The organism is Gemmatimonadaceae bacterium (genome assembly GCA_030647905.1).
Taxonomy (GTDB): domain Bacteria; phylum Gemmatimonadota; class Gemmatimonadetes; order Gemmatimonadales; family Gemmatimonadaceae; genus UBA4720.
Genome location: JAUSJA010000027.1, coordinates 41,205 through 55,849, shown reverse-complemented (window position 1 = coordinate 55,849; position 14,645 = coordinate 41,205). Strand labels below are relative to the sequence as shown.

Here is a 14,645-nt window from a genome sequence, read left to right as displayed (position 1 = left end):
AAGTTGAGTTTGCGTCCGTAGCGTCTGTCAGAGGAAATGCGGCCCGCAACGCGCGTTCAGCACGGCCAGAATGTCGATGACTTCCTGGGTGATGGCCCCGCGTTTTCTACGACCTCTCCAAACTGTGCATGCTGACTGTGCCGCAGCAACCGCCCGCCTTGTCCACAACGAGCGTCGCATGATCTCTTCGACACGAACTTCGGAAGCATGACGGTCATCAGCCACCAGGCTGCAACACACGTCGCGCTCGGTGACGACGCCGACAAGCTTGAGGTTTTCTGTATCCTCAACCACGGGCGCGCAGCCGCAGCCTGAATCGCGTATCGCTCGCGCAGCATGTGCCGCTGTGTCTTGCAGCGTACAGCACGAAGACGCTTCGATTGGTTTCATCACATCACTACAACAACTCATTTTCTTTTCGTCCTCCAGTTTTTGAGATCGCAATTCAATCAACAAGGTACTGTGCGCAACAGAGCATCAACTCCCAAGTCGATTGCTGTTGTCGTCGTGGCCTCCTTCATCAAGCGAGTCTGGCCTCGGGCTGCCTATCCATCGCTTTCCACCCGATAACCAAGGCGAGCGCCAGCAATACTGCTCCGCTAAACAAATACGGTGCGTTTATCTGCCAGATGAAAAGCACTCCCGCCAACAGCGGTCCGCTCGCTTGACCGAGACTGTTGGCGGCATTCTGAATGCCGAGCGACGCGCCCGCCTGCCGCTCTCCGCCGCGCTTTGAAATAAGCGCCGCGAGATTGGGAGCGATTAAAGCCATCCCTAATGCAAGCAACGCGACAAAGGCAAAGACAAAGATCTTCGTGCGCGCCGTCGCCAGCAACGCAATACCCGTCCCCATCAAGCCGAAGCCCGCGCCGATCTGGTGAATCTCGCTAATTCTTCCCGCCAGGAAGCCGACCGCGCCTGCTTGAAAGACCGTCATCACCAGCCCGCACACGACGAAGACCGCTCCCACTTCAACGGGACCATAGTTGAACTTCGCCTGGGCGTACAGCGCGAACGTCGCCTCGAAGATCGTCAGCGCGAATTGTCCGGCGAGTGCGAGAACGAGCAACGGAGACAGACTTTTTATCAATGTTCGCCAATCCGTCCTCGTTTCCTTGTTCATATCTTGTACTGAAGTTTTGGGTAGCGATTCCCGCAGCCAGCGCAATGCCGCGAACAGCGTCAACAGTCCTAAAAACGCCGCCGTGAAGAACGGAATCGAGAAACTATCAACCATGAAGTGTCCAACACGCCAATTAAAATGCCAATCCTGGCGCGACAGCAATCCGCCGAGCGCGGGTCCGACAACGACGCCGAGACTCACCGCCGTGCCGAGCCACGCCATCCCGCGACTGCGCTCTTTTTCGGTCGTCAAGTCGGCAAGATAAGCTGCCGAGACCGGCAGTGTTGCCGAGGACAAAATGCCGCCGAGAATGCGTGCCGAATAGAGCAGCCACAGCGACGTTGCAAGACCGAAGAGCACTTGCGCTATGACGTAGCCAGCGATGCCGATTAAGATGAGCGGCCTTCTGCCGATGCGATCCGACCAGCATCCCCACAAGGGCGCGAAGATGAGCTGCATCAGCGCATAGACACCGGTCAGCAGTGTAACGTGCAGCACGATTGATTGGCGCGACGCCCCTCCCGCCAGCGCAAGTCGCTCGACGTAGAAGGGCAGCACCGGCAAGGTGATGCCGAAACCGATCATCACCACAAAGAAACAGGCGAGCAGCACGTACAAGTGTTTCTTCATTGCATCCATTCAGTGTCCCCGTTGCCCAGCGCACTTGCCGTTGCCTTCACGGGTTTGCCGGCTATTGTCGGGTTGAATCGACACCAGAATCGACAGCGAAAAGCACCACACGCTGCTTACTTGGCGAAGGAGTGCTGGGCGTCCCGCACCATTTGCCGCGTGCACCACTTCGCGTACGATCGCCCGAAGAGTCGACCGAGCAACTGCGAGATCCCCTTCGTCGGCAGCTCGTAGTCGATCGCGACACGAAGCTGCGAGGTGGTGTCGTCCGGGATCAGGTTGAAACCCATGCGGTAAGGACCAATGACGAGCAGCCGTGGCTCGCCTACGGTCTCCCATGTCTTTGTCAGCGGCGGCTCGCGCATGGTCACGACCTCATCAAGATACAGCCTAATCCCGAATACTCGGCCACGAAGGACGATGTGTGACCCGACCGAGCGTCCATGCTGCGCGTCGAGCACCGTTGCCATCCTTCCCCACCCCATTTTCCAAGAGCGTTTGCTCATGTGTTCTGTTAGGCGCGTCTGATCGTCGAGCTGATCGAAGACCCGCTCGGCTGAGGCATTGATAGGTGCGCTATGTTCCTCATGCCGACTGTACATAGCTATTCTCCTTCACCGTACCTGCCGGAAGCAGGCGTTCTTCAGAGCCTGTGTTTGAATCGGTCCGACGTAGCCGGTCATAGCTTGGCAATGGCTGAATTTTCGCTCTTCATCGCTATTGATGCGCTGCTGCAACCCCCCACCGGCGGGCGAGAAAGTTGTAGATGGGGACGAACACGAGTCCGGCGTAAGCGCCGTAGAGAAAGCTCTCAATCAACCCCAGGCAGAAGCCCCAAAAGGTCAGCCACTTGAAAGCCGGTAAAACCATCTCCAAGAATGGAGCCATGTGTAAGCTCGGCGGCACGATCAAGCCGTAGATGACGCACAGGACGAAGCTGATGGCGGTAAAGAGTCCCAGCGACCAGCTCACGACTTTGATATTCAGCATTGCTCTTACTCCTTTACGCTTCGCGGTTGTTCAGTCCTATGTCACGGGTGACAGTTCTTTCCTTCAACTCCCGAGTGTGACTGAGTTCAGCCTTTCAGTGCTGATGCCCGCCTGAACTCGTGTTCACGACGCGACCTTGTGCTTCGTCTTTGTCTCCTTCATCCTTGCTTAGTTGACGATCACCTCCAGCATGACGGCGATGACCACCGTGCCCGCCGTGACCGAACATGTGCATCGCGATAAAGGCGATGAAGATCAACACCCAGAACCAGTTTGCCGTAATCCATGCCATGACTTGTCTCCTTCCGGTTTGTCGTCGAGCTATTCTCGAAAGTGTGGAAATAGGCGGAAGGCGGTGACACCGTCTCGGGTGAGCCAATCACCCCCGGGAGAATCCCGGAAACGAAAAGGAGCCACCGGCCATGGAGAAGATGAGTGTGGAGCAGGCAACGTCAAGCGCAAACGCTGCACGTCGGCCTCGCCGGAACGGGCTAGGCCCTTCTTGTGCCGCGGCGGCATGACGACCACGAGTCGGGCGTCCCCGTCTCCTCGAAGATGGATGGACTCGATGTCATACCCGGCAATCCGTCTTCCTCGATCATGCCGGAGCTCACCTGCCATGAGAGATATCCATGAGGTATCACTACGTGTGGTTGATTTGGTCGAGCGCGTTTCTCCTCCCGTGGATCGCGCTGTACCTGTCCAACCCGCTCTTGCGCACAGTCATGTGGCGTGCGAGCCTCGCGACGGCTGTGCTCGGGCTGACCGAGCCGATCTTCGTTCCGGGGTACTGGAATCCGCCCAGTCTCTTCGACCTGGTGCAGCGCACGGGGTTTGATATTGAAAGCGTGATCTTCTCGTTCGCGATCGGCGGCGTTGGCGTCGTTCTGTACAATGCGCTGACCCGGACGCATCTGGTTCCTGTCCCGACCGAGCAGCGGACCACGCCGCTACATCGATTCCATACGATCGCCTTGCTCGTTCCCTTTGCCGCGTTCGTCCCGCTCGCTCTCCTGCCATGGAACTCGATCTATCCAGCGATCACAGCGCTGGTGCTCGGCAGCACGGCGTCAGTAATCTGTCGTCCGCGCCTCGCGAAGAAGACGCTCGTCTGTGGAGCGCTCTTTCTCGGGTTCTACGCCGTCTTCATGTTGGGGCTCAAATGGTTTGCGCCGGGATACATCGAGCAGGTTTGGAATCTGCAAGCGCTGAGCGGCGTTCTGTTTGGTGGTATTCCGCTCGAGGAGCTCCTGTTCGGCACGGCGTTCGGGCTCTACTGGAGCGGTGTCTATGAGCACTTCGCCTGGACTGAAAGCGTGGCGCAGACGCGTTGAACGTCGTAGCTACGTTGAGAGTCACGGACTTCTATCCTGGCGGCGGGGTCAATCCGGCCTCAGCGCGTGATTCTCACCCGCGATCTGGACTTGACCCTTCACTCGGTGGTTGACCACGGAGTGGGGCGGCCCGCCTTGCCGTCGCCCACCGCGCTGCCGACGCTACGGGGCACGAGCCAGTAAGGCAGCCCGAGGCTGGAGTGCCGTTGAACAACGTCTTCACCACCTACATTGAGAACGCCGAACGTATCGCATCGGAACCTGAGAGTCAGAGCCAGCCCCCGGCAAACCCCGCTCGCCGCAAGCCACTGGCGAGATACGGGCAGTGTCGCGTCAATCGCCACAATAAGCCCGTGCGATGGTTTTCGATCATCAGAACGATCGGACCCTGGTTGAGCCCGAAATGCCACGGCGATACCCAGGCGTGGGGATTGCCCGATTTCTCCGGAAAGGTATGATTAAAGGACGCCTTGAATCCGTACAGATTCGACTCTGTCAGTTTGGCCTCGTGGATACAATAGCCGAGCGTGGGCAACACAATTTCGGGCGCGAACGGTAACGACGCCACCACGGCCCACGGTGCGATGGTGCCGTCGTCCGGTCCGTATGGTACGCCTCGCCCCACGTAATCGAAGAACTGCCGCTCGATGCCGTTGACACGCATGGTCTTTGGACCCGGACCTTCGCTGGCGCTGATTCCCCAGCAATCGCGGCCGTATCCCTCGAACTTCAGCGGGTTGTCGATCGCGTATCCTTGCTGCACATACGTGGCACGGCGGCTGTTTTCGAAATAATCGATGCCCTGCTCATGCATAAAGGCGTCCTGAATCCCGCGAAAGTCGATCCAGATATGCGAGAGCTGATGGATGAACAATGACCCGGCGTAAAGATATTCCTGTCCGTAAATACCTTTCCACTCATACGTGGAACACCACGCTGAGTAGCTGGTCTCCGGCAGCGGATGAGTGGGCGAGCCGAGGCCCAGCACATACAGCAGCATCGCCTCATCGTAGCCTTCCCATCGGTATTTGAGAAAGCCGTTTTCGGGCGTCCAGCCGTGCGTGACGGTCGAGCCTCCATCTTGCGCCCATTGCCAATCGGCACGGCGATAAAGTGCGTCGGCCAGGGAGCGGATCTCTCGCTCGTCGGACGTATCCGCGGCAAAATAAAGCCCCGCCGTCAAGGCGCCCGCCAGCAGAAACGTGCTGTCCACCGTTGACAGCTCGCATTGCGAGGCGCGCCGGCCGGTCTGCATGTCGAGAAAATGATAGTAAAAGCCTTTGTAGCCGGTGGCGTCAGGCTCCGGGCCTTGCGGGCTGTTCCAGAAGAACCTGAGCGTCGTGAGCGTTCGTTCGACTGCGGCGGCACGCGACATATACCCGCGCTCGACCCCAACGGGATATGCCGCCAGCGCGAGGCCGATAGCGGCGATGCTCGCGGGCCAGTCCGGCGCTGTCTTGTCGATCACCAGCCCGTTGGCGGCGTTCGCCTCATACAGGAAATAGTTGAACGATTCGTGCTGGAGCTTTTCCAGGTCGACATTGGTGGTTGGCTTTCTGTGGCTCATATCGATTTCTCCGTGGCCGGCGCGTCCACCATCTGCTCCAACTCGGCGGTGTACCGTCCCTCGCGGGCCGCGCTGTTGCAGCGGGCGCGATGAAGGAAGGCCCGCTGCGCCGCCGGGACATTGCTCGGCTCTCCCCGCCAGGCATCCAGCGCGGGCGCCTGGAGCGCCCGCGCAAAGGAGAAACTGAGCGGCCACGGGTGGGCTGTCGGCATCGCATTCATGGCATTCAAGTGCGCCGTCGCAGCCTGCGCGTCCTGCCCGCCGGAGAGGAAGACGATTCCCGGCACCGCCGCCGGCACTGTCCGGCGCAGGCACCGCACGGTCGCCTCCGCGACCTCGCGCACGCTGGCCTGCCGCGGGGAGTCGGTCCCGGGCAGGACCATGTTGGGCTTGAGCAGGATGTGCTCGAGGACGACGCGCTGGGCCCGGAGCGCGATGAAGACGCGCTCGAGCGTCGCCTCCGTCGCCTCGAAGGCGCGATCGACCGAATGCGCCCCGTCCATGAGAACCTCGGGCTCCACGATCGGGACCAGCCCCGCCTCCTGACACAGCGCCGCGTACCGCGCGAGCGCGTGGGCGTTCGTGTCGAGGCAGTAGCCGCTGGGCCGGCCGTCACCAATGTCGATCACGGCGCGCCACTTGGCGAAGCGGGCGCCCAGCGTCCGGTATTCCTCCAGCCGCTCCCGCAGGCCATCGAGGCCCTCGGTGACGCGCTCGCCCGGCGCTCCCGCCAACGGCTTCGCGCCCCGGTCGACCTTGATCCCCGGAGTGATACCGCTTCCGACCAGGACCTCCACGAACCGCCGGCCGTCGTCGGCAGATTGACGCAGCGTCTCGTCGAACAGGATCACGCCACTGATGAACTCATTCAGACCTGGCGCAGTGAACAACAGCTGCCGGTAGCGCCGCCGGTTCTCCTCACTGGGCTCGATGGCCAACGCCTCGAAGCGTTTGGCGATCGTCGCCTGGCTCTCGTCGGCGGCGAGGATACCCCGGCCGGTCGCCATGAGCACCCCGATCGTGCTTTCCAGATCGTTCGTCTTCATCGCCGACCTTCCTTTTCATAGGCACCGCGAGCGCCCGTCCTTGCGATCCATCTAGCCGGAACGGCGGCGAGCAAGATGCCTGTGGTCCTCATTGAGAGATACTCCACATCACGCGATGAGTCGATGACGCCGCCGCATTCACTTTGCGGCAGCTCCTGGACCGAAGACGCTCGGCTCACTGGCTGCCGCGTCGGGCGCCCCGGGTGCCGCTGTCTTGCCAGGCTGACGAATACTTGCCAGCTCGGTGCGCTTCAGCATCAGCGCATTGCTCGCCACCAAGAGGGTACTGCCGGACATTGACAGCGCCGCGACCTCCGGACTCAGTACGAATGGGTACAAGACGCCCGCAGCGAGCGGGAACGCGATCACGTTGTAGCCCACCGCCCACCAAAGATTCTGGTGCATCTTTCGCAACGTTGCGCGCGACAGCTCGATCGCGGCGACGATGTCATATGGGTCGCTCTTCATCAGCACTACATCGGCGCTTTCCATCGCGACGTCGGTGCCGGCGCCAATGGCAAACCCCACGTTGGCCTGGGTTAGCGCTGGCGCGTCGTTGACACCATCGCCCACCACCCCGACCTTCTTCCCCGTGGCCTGCAGCTCCTTCACCTTCTCGGCCTTCTGGCCCGGTAGCACGTCGGCCAACACGCTGTCGATGCCGAGATCCGCGGCGATGCGCTTGGCCGTGGCCGCGTTGTCGCCGGTCAACATCACCACCTCGATGCTGCGTTCGCGCAGCTTTGCCACCGCTGCCTTGGAAGTTGGCCTGATCGCATCGGCGATGGCGATGAGGCCAATCACGCGAGCCGCCTGAGATACATGGACGACGGTGCGGCCGTCCCCCTGCAGGCGGGAGGCTTCGGCTTCCAGGCGACCGAGCGCGAGTTTTTGCGTATCCATCAGCAGCCGGTTGCCGAGGAACACCGTGCCCCCAGCGGTCTCGGCGCGCGCGCCCATGCCGTCGAGGCTTTCGAATCCTGTCGGTGCCGCGACGGTGAGGTTAGTCGCCCGACGCAGGATTGCCTGGGCCAGCGGATGGGCGGACCCCTGCTCGACGGCCGCGGCCGCAGTCAGCACCACGTCCTCGGTGACCCCGTCCGCCGTCACGATCTCCACGACCTCCGGCTGGCCGACGGTGAGCGTACCGGTCTTGTCGAAGACGATGACGTTGAGCTTCGTGGCGTCTTCGAGCGCAGAGGCGTTTTTGAACAGGATGCCGTTCACGGCGCCGAGGCCCGTTCCCACCATCACCGCCATAGGCGTCGCGAGTCCCAACGCATCCGGACACGCGATCACGAAGACCGTGATGGTCAGTGTCACCGCGAACAGCAGCGGCTGTCCGATCCACCAGAACCACACCGCAAAGGTCACAAGACCGATGACGATCGCGGCAATCACTAGCCATTGCGCGGCCTTGTCCGCCAGGAGTTGCGCCGGCGCCTTTGAGTTCTGCGCCTCCTGCACCAGTTTTACGATCTGCGCCAGCGCCGAGTCGGCCCCGACCTTCGTCGCCTTGTAGCGAAAGCTGCCGCTCTTGTTGATGGTCGCACCGATCACCGTGGCGCCCGGCCCCTTCTGGACCGGCATCGACTCGCCGGTGAGCATCGACTCGTCGACCAGTGATTCACCGGTCTCCACCGTGCCGTCGACCGGAATCTTGCTGCCCGGCCGGATCACGACGATCTCGCCGGCCAACACCTCCGCCGTCGGAACTTCAATCTCGGCGCCGTTGCGAATAACAGAGGCCTTCGCCGGAGTGAGATTCATCAGCGCCTTGATGGCGGACGACGCACCGGCACGGGCCCGCATTTCCAGCCCGTGGCCGAGCAGGATGAACACCAGCAAAACGGCTGCGGCTTCGAAGAACTGCCCGCCCTCCTTGAAGAAGAAAGTGGTGCCGATACTGAAGAGATACCCGGTACCGACGCTCAACACGACCAGCACCGCCATGCTCAGGGTGCCCGTCCTGAGCGCACGCCAGGCGGAGACGAAGAACGGCCAGCTTGGATAGAGAATCGCGGCACTTGCGAAGAAGAACAGCCACAGGTTGAGCTCCAGCCCGAACGGCGGCGCCGGCGGCTTGAAGAAGCCTCCCATTGGGGCGTAGACAAAGATTGGCACGGTGAAGATCAGGCAGATCCAGAAACGGTTGCGCGTGTCGCGGACCATGGCCGGCAGGTCCTCGCCGCCATGGCCCATCTCATGAGCCATGTCTGCCGGCATCGCGGCCAGCGCTCCAGGCGCCGCGTGGCCCTTGTGGCTGTCGGCTGCGGGGACGGTCGGCGTGGGTGCGGCGGCGGTCGCGTCCGGGGAAGCGTGTGGCCCAGCGGGTGCGGGGGTTGAAGGCGGCGCGCCGGACGCCGCTCTTTCGTGTTGTTCGTCGACTGCCGGAGCGGTCGGCGCGGGGATGGCACCCGGCGCGAGAGGGGCCGTTTGAGGCTCAGCGGCCGCGGGCGTCATAGCGGAGGCTCGCGCAGCATCCGGCGTTGGCACTACAGCGCGCTCGAGAGCGGGCTCGTCTTCGCTCGCATCCTTGGGTAGGGATTCGCCCGCGGTGTAATGCCCGCGTTGGTGCACGATCACCTTGATATCGGTGACGTTGAGTCGGGTTTCGTCGTAGCGCACTGTGGCGTTTCCCGCAGCGTAATTCACTGTAGCGCTTTCGACACCCGGCACATCGACAAGCCGCTTTTCCACTTCGTCCACGGTCAATACCGATAGCATGTCGTGCACTTCAATGACGCTCGTTTTCATCGTACCTCCTTAACTGTCTTCGCACCCTTCACAACCATATTGGCCGTCGCTTTCACCCTCCACGCCCAGTCGACTTCTTCGCCAGCGGTGTCTTCGCCGTGTCGGCGGGCATTTTCATCCCAGGCATCTTGCTGTGATCCATTCCCGCCATTGAATCCTTCTTGGCAGCAGGCTTGGACGGTGCTTTCGGCGTAGATTTGGTCATGGGTTTCTTCGCTGGTGTGAGGGTTGAGGGAACTCCGGTCTTGGCAGAAACTGGCGGCAACATCGCGCGCATAATTTCGCGATGCTCGGTCGGCATGAAGTCGATTATGTCGAGAACGAACTGGCGCAGTGACGTGTCGACGGCAAGCCGCGAACGAATGGTTGAATCATCCGCCGCCTGCGGAAGCGGCGGGCGCGGGTACGGCGGCGGGTGCGACCGTGGAAGCTTGGGGTACAGTGGCTGCTGGGATTGAAGCGGAGGCCGGCGCAGCGTCCGGCGTTGGCACTACAGCACGCTCGCGTGTGGGCTCGTGTTCGCTCACATGATTGGGTAGGGATTCGTCTGCGGACTGATGCCCGCGTTGGTGCACGATCACCTTGATATCGGCGACTCTGAGTCGGGTTTCGTCGTAGCGCACGGTGGCGTTTCCCGCAGCGAAATTCACGGTGGCGCTTTCGACACCCGGCACCTCGCCAAGCCGCTTTTCCACTTCGTCGACGCTCAATACAGATAGCATGTCGTGCACTTCAATAACGCTCGTTTTCATCGCGTCTCCTTAATTGTCTTCAGATGGCCCACGCACTGGCGCCTGCCCGGTTTACGCCGGGATGCCTGCGTTGGTCGCGCCCCACTTCCAATTGCGGATGTCCGGCATGTCCTGTCCGAATGTGTTGATGTATTGCTTGTGCTCGATCAGCTTGTCCTTGAGCTGCTGCTTCAAGTAGATGCCCGTGTCGCCGGTCTGCGGCAGGCGGTCGATGGTGTCCATCACGAGGTGGAAGCGGTCCAGATCGTTGAGCACCGTCATGTCGAAGGGCGTGGTGATGGTGCCCTCTTCCTTGTAACCGCGGACGTGAATGTTATCGTGGTTGGTGCGGCGGTATGTCAGCCGGTGGATCAACCATGGGTAGCCATGAAAGGCGAAGATGACCGGCGTGTCCCTGGTGAACAGTTCGTCGAAATCCATGTCGCTCAACCCGTGCGGATGCTCGATTTGCGGCTGTAGCTTCATGAGGTCGATGACATTGACCACACGGATTTTCAGGTTGGGCAGATGCTCGCGCAGAATGGACACGGCGGCAAGCGTCTCCAGCGTGGGCACGTCGCCACAGCAGGCCATGACCACGTCGGGCGCAACGCCCTGGTCGTTGCTGGCCCACTGCCAGATGCCGATGCCCGCAGTGCAGTGCTTGACGGCGGCGTCCATCGTCAGCCATTGCGGCGCGGGATGTTTGCCCGCGATCACGACATTCACGTAATGTCGACTGCGCAGGCAGTGGTCCATCACCGACAACAGGCAGTTTGCATCCGGCGGCAGGTACACACGCACGACCTCGGCCTTCTTGTTCATGACGAGGTCGATGAAACCGGGATCCTGATGCGTGAAGCCGTTGTGATCCTGGCGCCAGACGTGCGAGGCCAGCAGGTAGTTCAGCGAGGCGATCTTCCGCCGCCACGGCAGATGTGATGTGACCTTCAGCCACTTTGCGTGCTGGTTGAACATCGAATCGACGATGTGGATGAACGCTTCGTAGCAGTTGAAGAGTCCATGCCGCCCGGTGAGCAGGTAGCCCTCGAGCCAGCCCTCGCATTGGTGCTCGCTGAGCATTTCCATCACGCGACCACTGGGCGCGAGAAATTCGTCGTTCGGCGCGATCGCGGCGTCCCATTGGCGGTTGGTCTGCTCAAACACGGCTTCCAAGCCGTTAGAGAGCGTTTCGTCGGGACCAAAAATGCGGAAATTGCGCTGCTCCCCGTTCAGTCTTATCACGTCACGCAGAAAACGCCCGAGCACATGCGTGTCGCCGATGCCGAGCACCCCCGGCGAGGGTACGTCCACCGCGTAGTCGCGGAAATCCGGCATCCGCAGGTCGCGGAGCAGCAGGCCGCCGTTGGCGTGGGGATTCGCCCCCATGCGTCGGTCGCCCTTGGGTGCAAGGTCCGCCAGTTCCGGTCTTAGACGTCCCTGCTCATCGAAGAGCTGTTCCGGCTTGTAGCTCTTCAGCCAATCCTGCAACAGCTCGAGGTGTTCGGGATGCGTGGCCGGATCAGAGAGCGGCACCTGGTGCGAACGGAACGTGCCTTCGATCTGCTGGCCATCAACCATCTTCGGCCCCGTCCAGCCCTTGGGCGAATTGAGGACGATCATCGGCCAGCGCGGACGCACGGTATTGCCGTTCACGCGCGCGTCCTGCTGGATCTGCCTGATCTGCTCCACCGCCGTGTCGAGCGTCACGGCCATGGCCTCGTGCATCAACGCGGGCTCATGCCCCTCGACGAAATACGGCGTCCACCCGTAGCCGCGCAGCAGCTGTTCCAATTCCTCGTGGGTGATGCGCGCGAGGATCGTCGGGTTGGCAATCTTGTAGCCGTTGAGATGCAGGATCGGCAGCACCGCGCCATCGGTGGCCGGATCGAGAAACTTGTTGGCGTGCCACGCCGTGGCCAGCGGTCCGGTTTCCGCTTCGCCATCGCCGACGACGCAGGCGACGACGAGATCGGGATTGTCGAACACGGCCCCGAACGAATGGCTGAGCGAATAGCCCAACTCGCCGCCCTCGTGAATGGAGCCAGGCGTCTCCGGTGAAGCATGACTGGGAATGCCGCCGGGAAACGAAAACTGAAGAAAGAGCTTCCGCAGCCCGGCCTCATCCTGACTGATGTCGGGATAGACCTCGCTGTACGTGCCCTCGAGGTACGTGTTGCCCACCACGGCCGGGCCACCATGCCCGGGGCCCGACACGTAAATCATATCGAGGTCGTATTTCTTGATGACCCGGTTCAAGTGCACATAAATGAAGTTCTGCCCGGGGGTCGTGCCCCAATGTCCGAGCAGCATGTGCTTCACATCCGCAAGCGTCAGCGGCCGCTTCAGCAGCGGATTGTCGTACAGATAGATCTGGCCGACCGACAGATAGTTGGCGGCGCGCCAGTAGGCGTCCATCTGGTGGAGCAGTTCCGGCGTGAGTGTGTTGGGTTTCACGACGCAGGGCCACGCAGATTTTCGGGGTCGTTCTGCGCATTCCTGACTTCAGTGCGTTCTCTCGACTCCGCTGCTGCGATTTCCATCCGATCTTCCCGAATCTCCAGGCGCAAGCTGCCAAAGAAGCTCATGTAGACGTTGGCCAGCCCTACCAGCGAGAAACCTGCGACGAGATAGCCTCGCCAGTCATCGAACAGCAGCTTGTAACGGGTGATGAACAGGAAGAGGGCGGTGACGTAGTGACTGAAGCAATACTCGCACGTGAACAGGTAGAAGAACTTGCGCAAGTATAGGCGCCGGCACGTTTTGCTTTTCGCGGCGCACCACTCGCGAGGCTCGCGAAACATTTCTTCGTGCGTCACGGTCCACGCGATGGACGCAATCGGAATCGGGAGAACAAGCAGCAACACGAGCTGACGGTCCAACGTCATACATCCACCGCGTCGTTCCATTTCGACGTGCGCGCCGCGTCAAAGGGATGTGGGGTCTGGATCGAGGTACCGTCAGAAATCATGAATCACTCTTGGAGGAAAGGCGGCCCGCGGCGCGTGCAGAACAGCTGGAACGTCGATGACTTCCGGGGTGATGGCGCCGCTCAGCGAGTGGACGTTTCAGGGTGGTCTTCATAGGGGCGGTTCAGGCCGCTGGCCGTCGGGCCGCTTATCCTTGGTTCTCATGCTTCATGTTCCCCGAATTGAGCCGAGCTTGCGGACGCGGATGACCGACCGCGCGATCATGAGCTCCTCGTCCGTGCGGATGACCCGTACAATGACGCGACCGGCGTCCGGCGAAATCACCGGTGCGTTCTTCGCATTGCGCTTCTGGTGTAGTTCGATGCCGAGAAAGCCGAGTCCATCGCAGATCCGCTCCCGGATAAGCGGCGCGTTTTCGCCGATGCCGCCTGCGAAGACGAGCGTGTCCAATCCACCGAGCGCGGCAGCGAAGGAGCCGATCCACTTTTTGGCCTGATAACAAAACAGCGCCACGGCTTCCGCCGCCCGCCCGTCACCGGCTTCGTGCGCAAGCAAGTCGTGCAGGTCCGAGCTGGTCCCGGAAACTCCAAGCAACCCGGATTCGTGGTTCGCCATCTGCTGAAATCGCGCCGCGCTCATGCGCTCGGTGCGTGCCAGGTAGTATACCAGGCCGGGATCCAGGTCTCCCGTGCGCGTGCTCATCACCAATCCTGCCGTGGGCGTGAAGCCCATGCTGGTGTCGATGCTCTTGCCGTGGCGCACGGCGGCCAGGCTGGCGCCATTGCCGAGATGCGCGAGGATCACACGACCCTTCGTGGCCGCGGGATCGAGGCGGCCGAGTTCCTCCATCAAAGAGGCGTAGGACAGGCCGTGGAAGCCGTAGCGCTCGACGCCCTCGGCCGCATAGCGCCGCGGGATCGGCAGTAACTTGGCGACCCGCGGCATGGTGCGGTGAAACGCGGTGTCAAAGCACGCCACTTGGGGCAGTTTTGGATGCCGCCGCCTGAACGCCTCGATCAGTGTGATCTCGCGCGGCAGGTGATCGGGGGCATACGGCGTGATGCGGTGCAGTTCCGCGAGTAGCGTCGGCGTGACCCGCTCCGGTTCGGAATGCTTCATGCCATGCACCACGCGATGTCCCACCGCTTTCACCGACGCGAAGACCGGCTGCGCCTCCAGCCAGTCCAGCAGAAAACCTACCGCCGTTCGGTGGTCGGCTGCGGCAAGGCGGCGGGAGACCTGCGGTGTTCCAGCCGGATCGTTGACGATCAAATTCGTGCCGCTCAAACCGATGCGATCGATCTTCCCATCGAGCCGCCGCCGCGGCGTGTCGCCTGCCTCATACACCGCGAATCGGATGCTCGACGAGCCGCCGTTGATCGTCAGGACGCAGGGCAACGCAGATTTCATGGGTCGACTCCCGTGATAAGACCGCCCGTCCGTGGTTCCTGTTGGGAGTCGTTGGGTCGGGTGCATGCGTCCCTCCTGCGCGTCGCGGCCACGCCGGTGGCCGCGTCGAGCAACGTAGGCAGATCGT

The 14,645-nt window shown here is 61.6% G+C and carries 14 protein-coding genes; 1 reads left to right on the top strand and 13 read right to left on the bottom strand.

Going from position 1 to position 14,645, the window contains the following annotated elements:
• Positions 1 to 27: 27 nt before the first annotated feature.
• From Q7S20_09235 to Q7S20_09215, 5 genes are all read right to left on the bottom strand, one after another.
• Positions 28 to 456, bottom strand: a complete 429-nt coding sequence (locus Q7S20_09235; protein ID MDO8502017.1) for a CBS domain-containing protein — start codon at positions 454 to 456, stop codon at positions 28 to 30.
• 64 nt (positions 457 to 520) lie between these two features.
• Positions 521 to 1,762, bottom strand: a complete 1,242-nt coding sequence (locus tag Q7S20_09230) for an MFS transporter (protein ID MDO8502016.1) — start codon at positions 1,760 to 1,762, stop codon at positions 521 to 523.
• Positions 1,763 to 1,869: 107 nt separating this feature from the next.
• Positions 1,870 to 2,259, bottom strand: coding sequence for a hypothetical protein (locus tag Q7S20_09225; GenBank protein ID MDO8502015.1), 390 nt, complete (start codon positions 2,257 to 2,259; stop codon positions 1,870 to 1,872).
• 211 nt (positions 2,260 to 2,470) lie between these two features.
• Complete coding sequence (locus tag Q7S20_09220) at positions 2,471 to 2,743, bottom strand: DUF5676 family membrane protein (GenBank protein MDO8502014.1); 273 nt, start codon at positions 2,741 to 2,743, stop codon at positions 2,471 to 2,473.
• A 94-nt stretch (positions 2,744 to 2,837) separates the two neighbouring features.
• Positions 2,838 to 3,035, bottom strand: coding sequence for a DUF2933 domain-containing protein (locus Q7S20_09215; protein MDO8502013.1), 198 nt, complete (start codon positions 3,033 to 3,035; stop codon positions 2,838 to 2,840).
• A gap of 340 nt (positions 3,036 to 3,375) precedes the next feature.
• Here Q7S20_09215 and Q7S20_09210 point away from each other — a divergent pair, with 340 nt between their 5' ends.
• Complete coding sequence (locus Q7S20_09210; GenBank protein ID MDO8502012.1) at positions 3,376 to 4,077, top strand: lycopene cyclase domain-containing protein; 702 nt, start codon at positions 3,376 to 3,378, stop codon at positions 4,075 to 4,077.
• Positions 4,078 to 4,345: 268 nt separating this feature from the next.
• On the opposite strand, the gene Q7S20_09205 is transcribed toward Q7S20_09210, so the two are convergent.
• The 8 genes from Q7S20_09205 to Q7S20_09170 form a co-directional block, all read right to left on the bottom strand.
• Positions 4,346 to 5,644, bottom strand: coding sequence for a glucoamylase family protein (locus tag Q7S20_09205; protein ID MDO8502011.1), 1,299 nt, complete (start codon positions 5,642 to 5,644; stop codon positions 4,346 to 4,348).
• Positions 5,641 to 6,690 (bottom strand): class I fructose-bisphosphate aldolase, encoded by a 1,050-nt coding sequence (locus tag Q7S20_09200; protein MDO8502010.1) that lies wholly within the window; start codon positions 6,688 to 6,690, stop codon positions 5,641 to 5,643. The genes Q7S20_09205 and Q7S20_09200 overlap by 4 nt, the downstream gene beginning before the upstream one ends.
• Before the next feature lie 138 nt (positions 6,691 to 6,828).
• Entirely contained in the window at positions 6,829 to 9,447 is a 2,619-nt protein-coding gene (locus Q7S20_09195) for a heavy metal translocating P-type ATPase (GenBank protein ID MDO8502009.1), read from the bottom strand.
• Between the two features lie 52 nt (positions 9,448 to 9,499).
• A complete protein-coding gene (locus Q7S20_09190; protein MDO8502008.1) occupies positions 9,500 to 9,748 on the bottom strand; it encodes a hypothetical protein in 249 nt (82 codons plus the stop codon).
• Between the two features lie 70 nt (positions 9,749 to 9,818).
• Positions 9,819 to 10,199, bottom strand: coding sequence for a heavy-metal-associated domain-containing protein (locus Q7S20_09185; GenBank protein MDO8502007.1), 381 nt, complete (start codon positions 10,197 to 10,199; stop codon positions 9,819 to 9,821).
• 51 nt (positions 10,200 to 10,250) lie between these two features.
• The gene (locus tag Q7S20_09180; GenBank protein MDO8502006.1) at positions 10,251 to 12,635 is read right to left on the bottom strand and encodes a phosphoketolase family protein; all 2,385 of its coding nucleotides are present in this window, start codon (positions 12,633 to 12,635) and stop codon (positions 10,251 to 10,253) included.
• Positions 12,632 to 13,066: a hypothetical protein gene (locus Q7S20_09175; protein MDO8502005.1), complete on the bottom strand. Its 435-nt coding sequence runs from the start codon at positions 13,064 to 13,066 to the stop codon at positions 12,632 to 12,634. The genes Q7S20_09180 and Q7S20_09175 overlap by 4 nt, the downstream gene beginning before the upstream one ends.
• A 249-nt stretch (positions 13,067 to 13,315) precedes the next feature.
• The gene (locus tag Q7S20_09170; GenBank protein MDO8502004.1) at positions 13,316 to 14,518 is read right to left on the bottom strand and encodes an acetate/propionate family kinase; all 1,203 of its coding nucleotides are present in this window, start codon (positions 14,516 to 14,518) and stop codon (positions 13,316 to 13,318) included.
• Positions 14,519 to 14,645: the final 127 nt, after the last annotated feature.

What these genes read in the sequence shown, in the direction of transcription:
- Q7S20_09195 (MDO8502009.1), bottom strand. Translation starts at nt 9,447, where the DNA reads ATGAAAACGAGCGTCATTGAAGTGCACGACATGCTATCGGTATTGACC.
- Q7S20_09220 (MDO8502014.1), bottom strand. Translation starts at nt 2,743, where the DNA reads ATGCTGAATATCAAAGTCGTGAGCTGGTCGCTGGGACTCTTTACCGCC.
- Q7S20_09225 (MDO8502015.1), bottom strand. Translation starts at nt 2,259, where the DNA reads ATGAGCAAACGCTCTTGGAAAATGGGGTGGGGAAGGATGGCAACGGTG.
- Q7S20_09185 (MDO8502007.1), bottom strand. Translation starts at nt 10,199, where the DNA reads ATGAAAACGAGCGTTATTGAAGTGCACGACATGCTATCTGTATTGAGC.
- Q7S20_09175 (MDO8502005.1), bottom strand. Translation starts at nt 13,066, where the DNA reads ATGACGTTGGACCGTCAGCTCGTGTTGCTGCTTGTTCTCCCGATTCCG.
- Q7S20_09230 (MDO8502016.1), bottom strand. Translation starts at nt 1,762, where the DNA reads ATGGATGCAATGAAGAAACACTTGTACGTGCTGCTCGCCTGTTTCTTT.
- Q7S20_09210 (MDO8502012.1), top strand. Translation starts at nt 3,376, where the DNA reads ATGAGGTATCACTACGTGTGGTTGATTTGGTCGAGCGCGTTTCTCCTC.
- Q7S20_09205 (MDO8502011.1), bottom strand. Translation starts at nt 5,644, where the DNA reads ATGAGCCACAGAAAGCCAACCACCAATGTCGACCTGGAAAAGCTCCAG.
- Q7S20_09215 (MDO8502013.1), bottom strand. Translation starts at nt 3,035, where the DNA reads ATGGCATGGATTACGGCAAACTGGTTCTGGGTGTTGATCTTCATCGCC.
- Q7S20_09200 (MDO8502010.1), bottom strand. Translation starts at nt 6,690, where the DNA reads ATGAAGACGAACGATCTGGAAAGCACGATCGGGGTGCTCATGGCGACC.
- Q7S20_09190 (MDO8502008.1), bottom strand. Translation starts at nt 9,748, where the DNA reads ATGCCGACCGAGCATCGCGAAATTATGCGCGCGATGTTGCCGCCAGTT.
- Q7S20_09170 (MDO8502004.1), bottom strand. Translation starts at nt 14,518, where the DNA reads ATGAAATCTGCGTTGCCCTGCGTCCTGACGATCAACGGCGGCTCGTCG.